General features: G+C 54.3%; 12 protein-coding genes. 5 read left to right on the forward strand and 7 right to left on the reverse strand.

Going from position 1 to position 12,478, the window contains the following annotated elements; genetic code table 11:
- Positions 1-38: 38 nt before the first annotated feature.
- On the reverse strand, positions 39-359 hold the full coding sequence (locus tag BRW62_RS04765) for a DUF2499 domain-containing protein (RefSeq protein WP_099798497.1): 321 nt from the start codon (positions 357-359) through the stop codon (positions 39-41).
- Positions 359-1,411 (reverse strand): zinc-dependent dehydrogenase, encoded by a 1,053-nt coding sequence (locus BRW62_RS04770; protein WP_099798498.1) that lies wholly within the window; start codon positions 1,409-1,411, stop codon positions 359-361. Before BRW62_RS04770 ends, BRW62_RS04765 begins: the two co-directional genes overlap by 1 nt.
- Positions 1,412-1,561: 150 nt before the next feature.
- Between BRW62_RS04770 and BRW62_RS04775 the strand changes: the two genes are divergently transcribed.
- Both BRW62_RS04775 and BRW62_RS04780 read left to right on the forward strand, forming a co-directional pair.
- Positions 1,562-3,157 carry a DUF6930 domain-containing protein gene (locus BRW62_RS04775; protein ID WP_099798499.1) on the forward strand — a complete coding sequence of 532 codons (1,596 nt, stop codon included), beginning with the start codon at positions 1,562-1,564 and terminating at the stop codon, positions 3,155-3,157.
- A gap of 27 nt (positions 3,158-3,184) precedes the next feature.
- Positions 3,185-3,958, forward strand: coding sequence for a type 1 glutamine amidotransferase (locus tag BRW62_RS04780; RefSeq protein WP_099798500.1), 774 nt, complete (start codon positions 3,185-3,187; stop codon positions 3,956-3,958).
- On the opposite strand, the gene miaA is transcribed toward BRW62_RS04780, so the two are convergent.
- Positions 3,941-4,828 (reverse strand): tRNA (adenosine(37)-N6)-dimethylallyltransferase MiaA, encoded by an 888-nt coding sequence (gene miaA / locus BRW62_RS04785; RefSeq protein ID WP_099798501.1) that lies wholly within the window; start codon positions 4,826-4,828, stop codon positions 3,941-3,943. The genes BRW62_RS04780 and miaA overlap by 18 nt on opposite strands.
- 127 nt (positions 4,829-4,955) lie before the next feature.
- On the opposite strand from miaA, the gene gyrB reads away from it, so the two are divergent.
- The 3 genes from gyrB to BRW62_RS04800 all read left to right on the forward strand — a co-directional run bounded on the left by gyrB (position 4,956) and on the right by BRW62_RS04800 (position 8,504).
- Positions 4,956-6,878 (forward strand): DNA topoisomerase (ATP-hydrolyzing) subunit B, encoded by a 1,923-nt coding sequence (gyrB, locus tag BRW62_RS04790; protein ID WP_099798502.1) that lies wholly within the window; start codon positions 4,956-4,958, stop codon positions 6,876-6,878.
- A 94-nt stretch (positions 6,879-6,972) separates the two neighbouring features.
- A complete protein-coding gene (gene fabD, locus BRW62_RS04795) occupies positions 6,973-7,857 on the forward strand; it encodes an ACP S-malonyltransferase (protein ID WP_099798503.1) in 885 nt (294 codons plus the stop codon).
- 11 nt (positions 7,858-7,868) lie between these two features.
- Complete coding sequence (locus BRW62_RS04800; protein WP_099798504.1) at positions 7,869-8,504, forward strand: lysophospholipid acyltransferase family protein; 636 nt, start codon at positions 7,869-7,871, stop codon at positions 8,502-8,504.
- Here the strand turns inward: BRW62_RS04800 and gap are convergent.
- The 4 genes from gap to BRW62_RS04820 form a co-directional block, all read right to left on the reverse strand.
- The gene (gene gap, locus BRW62_RS04805; RefSeq protein WP_099798505.1) at positions 8,501-9,523 is read right to left on the reverse strand and encodes a type I glyceraldehyde-3-phosphate dehydrogenase; all 1,023 of its coding nucleotides are present in this window, start codon (positions 9,521-9,523) and stop codon (positions 8,501-8,503) included. The genes BRW62_RS04800 and gap overlap by 4 nt on opposite strands.
- A 37-nt stretch (positions 9,524-9,560) precedes the next feature.
- Positions 9,561-9,896, reverse strand: a complete 336-nt coding sequence (locus tag BRW62_RS04810) for a rhodanese-like domain-containing protein (RefSeq protein WP_099798506.1) — start codon at positions 9,894-9,896, stop codon at positions 9,561-9,563.
- A gap of 71 nt (positions 9,897-9,967) precedes the next feature.
- Positions 9,968-11,506, reverse strand: a complete 1,539-nt coding sequence (locus BRW62_RS04815; protein WP_099798507.1) for an NAD(P)H-quinone oxidoreductase subunit N — start codon at positions 11,504-11,506, stop codon at positions 9,968-9,970.
- 101 nt (positions 11,507-11,607) lie between these two features.
- A complete protein-coding gene (locus tag BRW62_RS04820; RefSeq protein ID WP_099798508.1) occupies positions 11,608-12,339 on the reverse strand; it encodes a lipid-binding SYLF domain-containing protein in 732 nt (243 codons plus the stop codon).
- Positions 12,340-12,478 lie beyond the last annotated feature (139 nt).

Consider the following 12,478-nt stretch of genomic DNA (forward strand, 5'->3'; position numbering starts at 1 on the left):
GATAACAGCATACTGGAAGTCTTTAAGAACTGCCAATTTCAATCAATCCTGTCAGGACGATAGCGTTGCCGCCCCCGCCACCACAGCCATGCGGCTGCAAGACACAGGGTGCAGTTGCCGACAAAGGTGAGAATTGCTTGCAGATCCACAAGCCATGCCAGACGAGGGGCATTATCGAAGTAATGCCATGTACAGGCACACATCGCACTAACAAGCGCCGGCAGCATTGCCCAGGCTAACCATCGCCAGCCTTCTTGGGGGCGGTATCGATGGAGTTGCTGCACAAACCAGATGGCGGCTATCCACTCAAGGACACTGGAAATATGAATAACCCACGTGGGGAGAGAAAGCGCGTGCATTAGGCATCCGGATAGATGAGAATCTTGTAGGTGTCGGCGGTGGGGGAGACGGCCTGCTCGACGGCCTCAGCCAGCTTTGCCAAGGGATAGCGATCGCTGATGAGGGCATCCACATCAATACGACGATTAAAAATAATGTCACTGGCCAAGGACTGAAGGCGATAGGAGGAACTATAGCTGCCGAGGAGATCGATTTCCCGGCGATAAAGAACATTGGGATTGAGGGGAATCTCCACTTCATCGGGAAATTCAGCAAAGAAGAGAATTTTGCCCCCCTTGCGGGTGCACTCCAGGGCTTGAAAAAAGGCGCTCTCGCTCGGAACGGCCAACAAACTGACATCCACCCCTAATCCTTGGGTGAGCGCTTGAATCTTGGCATTGAGATCCGCATCCCGGGCATCAAAGGCAGCAGCAGCACCCACTTCTTTGGCTTTAGCAATGCGGGAGGGGAGTAAATCGGTGGCGATCGCCCGTGCCCCAAACAGATTCACCAGCATAATAAACATCAGACCAATTGGTCCGGCGCCGGTAATCAGCACCGTTTGACCGGGGGCAATCCCCGCCTTCTTGACCGCCTTCAGGCAGCAGTTCGTCGGCTCCACAAAACTAGCTTGCTCATCGCTGATGTCCTCAGGAATTGGAATCAGCCCACCGTGCTGCACAATGTGACCGGGAACCTTCACGTATTCAGCAAACCCACCGCCGCTGGGAATAAACCCTGCGGTTGTTGTAATCGTTTTATAGACATGGCACATCGAATAGTTTTCATTCAGGCAGTAGGTACAGTGCATACAGGGGATGTGGTGCATCACCACAACCCGCTGGCCCACCTGCCAGCCCTTTACCGCTGTCCCCACGGCAGCAATTTCCCCGGCTGTTTCGTGCCCAAAAATGCGCGGTGGCTCGTAGAGAGGGTAGCGGATCTTTTTAATGTCCGACTGGCACAACCCCACCACCTTAACCCGTACCAGCACCTCATCCGCTGCAATTTCCGGAATGGGTAACTCCTCGTAGCTAAGCTGGTTCACCCCTCGGAACACCTGTGCTTTCATCGCTAGTGGCTGACCTACTAACTCGTCACCCCTAAGATAATCGCCAGTGGCACGCACAGCAAGTGACGGGTAGCGCGACCCCTACATAGCCTATACGTATAGTGCGGTAAAGTAGAAAAGTATCTACCCGTTATTACGTGTACTGTTTTTGTGACTTTACCTGCTGCCACCTGCCGCCGCCTGCTGAATTTACCCCAATTCCCAACGGTGTGGGTTGGTGGAGTCTGTGCCTTTGTTGCTGATGATACCGAAGCCTACTGCGGTGCATGGCTAGATGCCAACAGTCAGTCTGTTCGCAGCATGGAAGTTGTGGAGCACCCCTTTAGCAAGCAACAACTGATGCGGCTGTTGGTGCAGGCAATGGAGCACCCCCATCCCAAAAATTCCCCCTGCCGACCGCAGACAATTATTGTTAACGATTTAGAACTACAGTTTTTCTTGCGGGGTATCCTCCTTCCCCTCGAAATTGAGGTGCAGTACAGCAAAGATATTCCTTTGCTACAGGAATTTTTTGCCTTTATGGAGTCAGAGTTAATTGACGAGGCAGAAGAGCAAGACGTCCTGCCACCAGAATACGCAGAGCTTTTTCTACCTAAAGTCAAAGCCTTTGCTGAACTCGATCTTTGTCAGCATCTATGTAATATGCAACCCCTAAAACTCTACTGTGAGTCTTGGGAGTCGCCCACATTGGTTGCTCTGTTTATTAATCGCGAAAGCGACAGCATGAACCGCGAGTTTGGTGTCATGCTCTATCGGGGGGAAAAGGCCTTTTGGGACTTTTGGCAGCGAGCCATGACGGCACCGGCTGTTGCCGAGGAGGATGACGACGACGAGTACGACGACCCCAGCCTTTTAGATCAAGATTGTCTCCTGCTTAGTTTCGAAGTTGCCGATACCGTTGACGACCTAGACCACGCCTTCTTTCAACTGAAGGGGCAATATTACATGTTTGATGTGGGCGTTGTTCATCCCCTGGAAGGGGTGCGCCACTTCTTTGCCCCTGAAGAAGCGGAAATGGTCTATGTGGTGCTCGATGCCCTGATCCAGTTTTGGCAGCGGCACGGTAAAAAGTTCCGTCGCAATGCTTATCCAAGTATTGAAATGCCCCTAACCATTTCTTCCCCGCTCCACTCTGCCCTGAGCTATCAGGTGCAAGTAAGTACCGACCCGGACTTACTGGAGCAGATGCAGCAGGATATGGCCGCTAAGGAGCAGGAGTTAGCACCTGTTGAAATTAAAACTATTCCAGCAGACTTCTACACGCTCTTTCGGTTTGAAACGCCAGAGTCTCTTACTGAATTGCGCCAAGCAGTAAGCTATTATCAGCCCGGGACAGTCCCTGCCACCGTTGAGCGCTACCCCATCCTCATCATCCAAACCACAAAGCCCCAAGCCCTAGCGATAGCAGGGGCGCTTGCTAGTGAAGGAGGGGTGCACCATCTGACGCTTGTGTCCCATGGTGATCGTGGCTCTGACTCCCTTGTACTGCTGCAAACGAACGCAAATCATTTCTGGATGTGCCAGACCCTCAGTTCACGGGAGGTGGCAGAGCTGGACGAATGGTTTAGGGCGATAGCAAAGGGCAAGGGAGCCTGTGGGCTAGCCATTGCCTATGGGATGTCTGGCAAAACCCTGCGCCATCCCACCCTAAAACAAATGGTGGGCTTTTATGAAGTGTTTCTGCAGCCGAACCACATCGATCGCGATCGCCCCCCCACCCCCCAGCCCATTGAACGCCGTAAATAGCCCAATCCGTTCTGAGCTAACAAAATCATGACTGCGCCCGCACCACGGATTCTATTACTTCAGGCTCGCGGGGATGCACTGACCCAAGCAGAAGAGCTAGCAGAGTTCGTGGAGTTTAGTGGCCTAGATCCCAGTCAATTTACGGTATTAAACGGCTTTGAGTGTCCTGATTTTGCCCCCAGTTGTATTCAAGGGTTTGACGCGCTGTTTATTGGCGGCTCTAGTGATGCAACGGTACTCAAGCCGCAGGTGTACCGCTTTGTGCCCCCTGCTATGGCCTTGATTTTGGCCTGCATTGAGCAGGATATTCCGGTGCTCGCCTCCTGTTTTGGCTTTCAGTTGGCGGTGCAGGCGTTGGGCGGCGAGGTGATTGTGGATCGCGATCGCATGGAGATGGGCACCTATGCGATGTATCTCACACCAGAGGGAGAGCAAGATCCACTGTTTCAGGGGTGTCCCAATCCCTTTTTGGCGATTTCTGGGCACCAAGAGCGCGCCCTCAGGCTGCCCCAAGGAGCGATTTTACTGGCCTACAGTGAGCGCTGCCCCTATCATGCCTTTCGCTTGGCGGGCAAACCCTTCTATGGGTTTCAGTTTCACCCGGAGGTGAATGATCGGGATTTGATTGCCCGGATTACCCGCTACTGCGATCGCTATCATTTAGACGGTCATGCCTTAGCTCGCCTCAAGGACAGTGCTCAGCCCACCCCCCATGCCAACCGCCTCATTCAGCGTTTTGTGGAGGTGGTGCTCGGCTACTCGCGGGTGGGATCGCAAAAGATTCTAAGGGAGATGGCTTAGGATCTCAGCCATTTGCGCTTCGAGGGTGGTGCCCAACACCCACAGGGCATTGGGTTCTTGGCGAAACCAAGTGCGCTGACGCTTAGCAAACTGTTGGGTATGACGCACGGTTAACTCAATGGCCTCGCTTAAGCTGATCTCTCCCCGCAAGTATTGGCGCATTTCCCGGTAGCCCAAGGTATCGAGCAGAGGTAGATCATCCCCGTACTGTGCCTGTAACCGCCGAATTTCTGCGAGCCACCCCTGAGCCACCATCTGGTGAGTCCGCTGGGCAATCCGCTGGCGATCGCCCCCGCCAAGGACGAAATACCACACCGGATAGTCTGGCGGCTGCCGCTGCTGTTGTTGAGTCAGTGGTATCCCTGTGGTGTAATAGACCTCCAGCGCCCGCAAGGTCCGCACCTGATCGTGGGGATGGATGCGCTGCGCTGCTTGGGGATCCACCTGCTGGAGCCACTGATAGCACTGGGATTGGCCGTAGTGGCGTAATTGGGCGCGCAAGTCTGGCTGCGGTGGCACATCGGGCATCCGTAACCCCTGGGTAATGCTGCGGATATACAGCCCAGTTCCCCCAACTAGCACTGGGGTAATGCCCTGAGCGTGGTACTCGGCAATCAACCCTTGCGCCTGTTGTTGATAGGTACCTAGGGTCAAGGGGTCGGTGGGGTCACAGATATCCAGCAAATGGTGGCGCACCCGCGCTTGATCTGCCGCCGTTGGCTTGGCGGTGCCAATGTCAAAGCCACGATAGACTTGCCGCGAATCGGCACTTAAAATCACTGTGTCGAGCACCTCGGCGAGGGCGATCGCCAAGGCCGATTTCCCCGTGGCTGTTGCCCCCGCGATAACAATTAAGCCTGCATCCCCCACACAAATACAGCCTGAAAATTTCCTAGAATCGCCTATAACCCTTCCATGTTAAAATTTAGGTCAGATTTAACCTGAGGGCAAGCCAAACCATTATTTGCCCCACTGACATCGCAGTTAGGGAGTTGTCATGACCGCCGAGTATTCTTCTGCCCAGTTACGGGTGCTCAAAGGCCTTGAACCAGTGCGAACCCGTCCGGGAATGTACATCGGTAGTACAGGCCCCAAAGGACTCCATCACTTGGTATATGAAGTGGTGGACAACGCTGTTGATGAGGCCTTAGCAGGATACTGCTCCCTTATTTTAGTGCAGATTAATGCGGATGGCTCGGTCACCGTCACCGATAATGGCCGTGGGATTCCCACCGATACCCATCCAGATACCGGCGTGTCTGGGGTGGAAACGGTGATGACGGTTCTCCATGCGGGTGGGAAATTTGGGGATGGCGGCTACAAGGTCTCCGGTGGGTTGCACGGTGTTGGGGTCTCTGTCGTCAATGCCCTCTCGGAATGGCTGGAAGTCACGGTGTGGCGGGGTGGCGCCATGCACCGTCAACGCTACGAGCGGGGGGTGCCCATCACTGCCCTTGAGAAAACACCGGATACCACCCAGCGCCGAGGCACATCCGTCACCTTCTTTCCCGATCGGCAAATTTTTACTGAAACCATCGACTTTGATGCCAAAGTCCTGATGACTCGCCTGCGGGAATTGGCCTATCTCAATGCTGGTATTCAGATTGAGTTTCAGGATTTACGCCCCACCCCTCCTCTGCGGGAAACCTATTGCTACGAAGGCGGCATTCGCGAATACGTTCGCTATATGGTGCAGGAAAAAGACCCCCTGCACCCAGAAATTATTTACGTCCAAGGGGAAAAAAATGATGTGCAGGTAGAGGCAGCGCTGCAATGGTGTGCCGATGCCTACAGCGAGAACTTGCTGGGATTTGCCAACAACATTCGTACTGTGGATGGGGGCACCCACATGGAGGGGTTGAAGGCCGTCCTCACCCGCACCCTCAATACCTTTGGCCGCAAGCGGAATAAACTCAAGGAAAATGACGCCAATTTAGCGGGGGAAAATATCCGTGAAGGCTTAACCGCCATTATCTCGGTGAAAGTTCCCAACCCCGAATTTGAAGGGCAAACTAAAACCAAACTGGGCAATACCGAGGTACGGGGGATTGTGGACTCCATTGTGGGGGAAGCCCTCACCGAGTACCTTGATTTTCACCCCAGTGTGACGGATACCATCCTCGAAAAAGCCATTCAGGCCTTTAATGCCGCAGAAGCCGCCCGGCGAGCGCGGGAAATGGTGCGACGCAAGTCGGTGTTGGAGTCGTCAACCCTGCCCGGTAAGCTGGCAGACTGTAGCTCCCGAGATGCATCGGAATCGGAGATTTTCATTGTGGAGGGCGACTCTGCGGGAGGCAGCGCCAAGCAAGGGCGCGATCGCCGCTTTCAAGCGATTCTACCGCTACGGGGCAAGATCCTGAATATCGAAAAAACCGATGATGCCAAAATTTACAAGAACAACGAAGTGCAAGCCTTAATTACCGCCTTAGGCTTAGGGGTCAAGGGGGAGGAATTTGATCCAGATAAGCTGCGCTACCACAAGGTGATCTTGATGACCGATGCGGATGTGGATGGCTCCCATATTCGTACCCTCCTGCTGACATTTTTCTACCGCTATCAACAAGAACTCATTAACCGTGGGTTTGTGTATATTGCCTGCCCTCCTCTCTATAAGGTGGAGCGGGGGCGACAGCATTTTTACTGCTATAGCGATCGCGAACTGCAACAGCAACTGGCTACGTTTCCGGAGAATGCCAACTACACCATCCAACGCTTTAAGGGACTAGGGGAAATGATGCCTGCGCAGCTATGGGAAACCACCATGAACCCGCAAACCCGGATCCTGAAGCTGGTGGAAATTGAGGATGCGGCTGAAGCCGACCGCATTTTTACAATTCTCATGGGCGATCGCGTCGCACCCCGGCGCGAATTTATTGAGACCTATGGCCCACAGTTGGCCTTGGAGAGTCTAGATATTTAATTTTTGATGCTTAAATAAAAAAAACTGCCCGTAGGCTAGAAAACCAGTGGGTGACCTGCACCCCGTTCTCGATATTCTAGGTTGAGCAGCACGCATGACAAAAACAGCATGGTTGTTTCCCGGCCAAGGCTCGCAGCACAGCGGTATGATGGCGGATTTACTGGAGGCCTATCCCCCCACTCAGGAACGCTGTGATCTAGCAGCATCGATCCTAGGCTGGTCGGTGCTCGACTGCTGTGCCGGAACCACGGGTAATTTAGATCAAACCCTTTATACGCAGCCAAGTCTGTTTGTGGTGGAGAGTCTGTTGGTGGATGCCCTCAAAGATCGTGGCGCAACAGCAGACGTTGTGGCAGGCCATAGCTTAGGGGAGTACGTGGCGCTGTATGCTGCCGATGTCTTTGACTTTGTGACGGGTCTGAAGCTGGTGCAAAAACGCGCTGAACTGATGAATGCTGCCGGGGGCGGCAAAATGGTGGCGCTCATTGGCTTTGATCGCGATGCGCTGTTGGCGGCGATCGCCACCACCCCTGATGTCGTGCTGGCCAACGATAATCATCCCGGGCAAGTGGTGATCTCAGGCACCCCTGCTGCCGTCGATACCCTCCTGACCCAAGTCAAGGTGAAGCGGGCAGTGCCCCTCAATGTCAGCGGCGCCTTTCACTCCCCCTTTATGGCAGAAGCGGCGGCGGAATTTGCCAGCGTCTTAGGGAACTGTACCTTCCACGATGCAGTGATGCCGGTCTTAAACAATGTGGAGCCCCACCCCACAACCGAGGCCAGCGTTATTAAAGAGCGCCTACGCCAGCAAATGACGGGTTCCGTTCGCTGGGTAGAGACCTGCCATGCCTTGGCTACCGCAGGGGTGACCCAAGCTTTAGAAGTCGGGCCGGGAGCTGTCCTAGCAGGCTTAGTCAAGCGCACCACCCCAGACATTAATGTGACGGGGGTTTGCTCCATCGCTACCTTGCCCGCCTAGGAGTCGTCGCTGTGCCCCGCGATCGCGAACCCTTCATTAGTCTGGTGTTGTACCATCTGTTCAAGTGGTCAGTGGTCAGCCCCGTGCTGCACACCTACTTTCGCGGGCGCATCTATGGCGCGCACCACGTTCCCCAGCGGGGGCCGTTGGTGGTGGTGGCCAATCATGCCAGCTACTTTGACCCTCCCCTGATTTCCAACTGTGTCCGGCGACCCGTGGCGTGGATGGCGAAGGAAGAACTCTTTCGCGTGCCTATTTTGCGCACCCTGATTCGGTGGTATGGTGCCTATCCCGTCAAGCGGGGCGCCAGCGATCGCCGTGCCCTGCAAGCGGCTTTGCACGCCCTCGATCAAGGCTGGGTCGTAGGCGTCTTTCTCGAAGGCACCCGCACTGCGGACGGTCGCATCTACGATCCCAAGCTGGGGGCGGCGCTTATTGCAGCTAAAGCCCAAGCCCCCCTGCTGCCAGTATGCCTGTGGGGAACTCAGGAGATCCTTGCCAAGGGGCGATTTCCCAGACCCGTGCCAATTACTGTCCGCATTGGTGAGCCGATTGCCCCTCCCTTAAGTGGCGATCGCCATCACCTAGAAGCCACTACCCAAGACTGCTGCCGCTGCATTAACGCGCTGCACGCCCAAGGCCGCTAGAGCAAGCCCTCTTTCGTGGCCATAACCTTCATTAAGTCCACCACGCGATTCGAGTAGCCCCACTCGTTGTCATACCATGCCACCACCTTGAAAAAGTTGCTGTTTAGCTCAATGCCAGCGGTGGCATCAAAAATACTGGAGCGGCCATCCCCAATAAAGTCGCTGGAGACAACCGCCTCCTCGGTATAGCCCAGAATGCCATTGAGTTCCCCTGCGGCGGCAGCCTTCATCGCAGCACAGATCTCGGCATAACTGGTTGCTGTCTCTGTTTTGAAGGTCAGATCCACCACAGACACATCGGGAGTAGGCACCCGAAAGGCCATCCCCGTTAGCTTACCCTTCAGTTGCGGGAGCACCAATGTCACCGCCTTGGCCGCTCCGGTGGAGGCAGGAATAATATTTTGGCCAGCACCGCGCCCACCGCGCCAGTCTTTCTTACTGGGGCCATCCACAGTAGGCTGGGTGGCAGTTACCGAGTGGACGGTGGTCATTAACCCTTCCGCCACGCCAAACTGCTCGTGGAGCACCTTAGCCACTGGCGCCAGACAATTCGTTGTGCAACTGGCATTGGAGACCACAACATCCACCGCCGGATCAAAGGTATCGTGGTTCACACCCACCACAATGGTTTTTACCTTATCCGCATCCTTCGTCGGAGCCGAAATGACGACGCGCTTTGCCCCTGCCTGTAGGTGCTGAGTCGCCCCCTCAAACCCCGTAAACAGTCCAGTTGACTCCACAATATAATCTGCTCCCACTTTTCCCCAAGGCAATTCGGCGGGGTTGCGTATAGCCGTGCAGGGAATAAAGCGGCCATCAATCTCAATGCCATCGCCCGTTGCCTTGACACTGCCGCCATAGATACCGTGGGTGGAATCGTACTTAAACAGGTAAGCAAGGTTATCCGCAGGAACGAGATCGTTAATGCCGACAAATTCGATAGTGTTACAGGCTAAGCCAGCCCGTAGAACTAGGCGACCAATGCGGCCAAAGCCATTAATGCCAACTTTTAGAGTCATGGAGAATCTCCTGAGGCAACAACAAGATTAATCAAGATTAATAGCGGGGTAGGGTGGGATCAACCGCAGTAGCGTAGGCATCAATGCCACCGACAATGTTCTTGACATTGCAAAAGCCCTGCTGCACAAGCCAGTGACCCATTTGGGCGGAGCGTACCCCATGGTGACACAGCACTAGGGTTTCTTTGGCCGGATCAAGAATCTGGCAAATTTGGGGTGACCACTCGGCAAACTGGCTCAGGGGTAACAACCTAAAGTGAGGGAGGTGGGCGATCGCCCACTCTGAGGGTTCACGAACATCGACAAGTTGCAGCACCTGCGCCTCACTAGCCAGCCGCTGCGCCAGCTCCTTCACGCTAATTTGCCCCAGCATCATCCCTTCCCCAAATCATCCCCCGATTGTGCCAGAGGATGCCAGCGATCCCAGTTAAATCATCGTTAAGCTTAGGGGGATTGGAGCGGCTGATAGGCCACCTCAACACTGAGGGGCTGAGCCGCCACACTCGGCACATCAAGGATCGCGGTATTCACCAAGTTAAAGATTGGGTTGGCCAGAATCCCAGCCAAAGAGGTAGCCACCACCATCGTCACCAGCCCCACCTGCAAAGGACGCATCCCAAAAGCAGACCACGAGACCTCTGGATAGCGCTGAACCGCCACGGACATTTCCTTGGGTTCCTTGACCACCATCATTTTGACAACACGGATGTAGTAATAGATCGAGACCACACTGGTCAATAGCCCCAAAATTACCAGACCGTAGGCTCCCGCCTGCCAGCCGGCCCAGAACAGATAAATTTTGCCAAAGAACCCCGCTAGGGGAGGAATGCCGCCCAAGGACAGCAGACAGAGGCTCAAACCAAGGGTCAGCAGTGGATCTTTTTGGTACAGCCCCGCATACTCACTAATTTGATCGGTGCCCGTACGCAGTGAGAACAGGATCACACAGGTAAAGGCGCCCAAATTCATGAACAGATAGACCAGCAAATAAAACAGCATACTGGCATAGCCTGCTTCGGTGCCCACCACAAAGCCAATCATCACAAACCCCGCTTGGGCAATGGAGGAGTAGGCCAGCATCCGCTTCATACTGGTTTGGGCAAGGGCAACAATATTGCCTAAGATCATGCTGAGAATGGCCAGTACCGTAAAGATTAACTGCCATTGCGCCGTCACACTGGGAAAGGCCAAGGTCAAAAAGCGGATGGCCAAGGCAAACCCCGCTGCCTTTGACCCGACCGAGAGAAAGGCGACAACAGGGGTCGGTGCCCCTTCATAGACATCTGGCGTCCACTGGTGAAAGGGCACAGCGGAAATTTTGAAGCTAATGCCAGCAATCACAAACACCAAGGCCACCACTAAGCCAAGGGATTGGGAGGATAAGGCGTGGGCAATTTCGGTTAAGTGGGTATGCCCACCGGAGAGGCCGTAAAGGAGGGACGACCCGTATAGAAAGATAGCGGAACTCGCCGCACCAATCAGTAAGTACTTCAAGGCAGCTTCGTTAGAGCGGCTGTCGCGCTTTGTATAGCCAGTTAACAGGTAGGAGGCAATACTCAGGGTTTCAAGGGCAATAAAGATAAAGACTAACTCTTCGGCACCGGACACAAACATGCCGCCAACAGTTGCCGTTAACAAAATCGTCATAAATTCGCCCAAGGAGCTACCAGTTTGCTCCACGTAGCGAATGGACATCAAAATTGTGCCCAAGGCCGACAGGGCAATCAAGCCGCGAAAGACAAGGCTGAGGTTATCGGAGCGGAAGCTGCCCAAGAAGCTCACCGTCTCTACCTGTCCCCATTGCGGAATCATGGCCAACACTGCACCGGCCAAGCCAGCGATCGCCAAGTAGGGAGTCCAGCGATCAGCGCTGCGCCCCTGAATCAGATCGGCAAGAAGGACGATGAGAAGAGTAACAATAACAATTGTCTCAGGTACAATGGTACCCGCATTCAACTGTGCCGCCAGTGTTACCAGATCCATAACTATCCGCGCATTGATTGAGTCCCCCATATCATATCACCCGCGTTTTCGTTTAATGGGGGCACTGCGATCAGGTTCTGCTTATACCTAGGATAGGTTTTTTAACGGGCAGCACGCGCTAGGGCATTGTACAGACCGTTGAGTACCGGCGGGGACGGCAGCGCAACAGCATTCTCGAAAATTTGAGTTGGTGTCAGGTTGCGCTGGCCATAGAAGCGGGTGTTGGCATTGCGGTCAAAGCTAATGGTTGCCCCTTCGATGGCAACCCCGGCAAACAACCCAGCATTGCGGGCATAGGAATAGACTTGAGGGCTAGGATCCGTAGGGCTGACAATATCGCCGCCCACAGGTCCGGCAGCCACCGAGACATTGCCCCCCAGCCGAAAGGACTGTGCTAAACTGCGCAGGACAACGGATTTATCCATAAAGGCCAAAATGACATCGCTGGACTGGGCACCTATTTGCAGGCCAAAACTGCCGCCAGTAATGGTGATGAAGGCGGGTTTACTCCAATCGTTATTGTTGTCGCGCACTAGCAAAATGCCTGCCCCACGGCGACCACCAAAGAGGAACCCAGCTTGCACAACATTGGGAACAATGGCAATCCCCTGTGCCCGCTGGATAATCCGTGGCGGAATGCGTTGATTGTTATTGAAGCTAAACTGTCCGAGGACAAAGGTGGCGTTTTCTACCCGCTGCACCATAGCGGGATCGGGTACAGTTTGAGCAGTAACCCATTGGGGAAAAAAGACCACGGCGATCGCCCCTAGGGCAATCAACCTCCACTGCTGGAGTACTCCCCCCCACCGCAAACGTACGTGTACAGTCATCATCGCTTCAAGCTACCTCAAATCAACCATAGAACCTATTGACAGCAGTAGCGGCAGCCCACGTTCCCGATCGCCTCTCTTTCCATCGTGCCCCCAAGGCCTGACCAAATCTAAAGAAAATCTGTTTTGTAATTTTCTGTAA

This window comes from Thermostichus lividus PCC 6715, assembly GCF_002754935.1.
GTDB classification, from domain to species: Bacteria; Cyanobacteriota; Cyanobacteriia; order Thermosynechococcales; family Thermosynechococcaceae; genus Thermosynechococcus; species Thermosynechococcus lividus.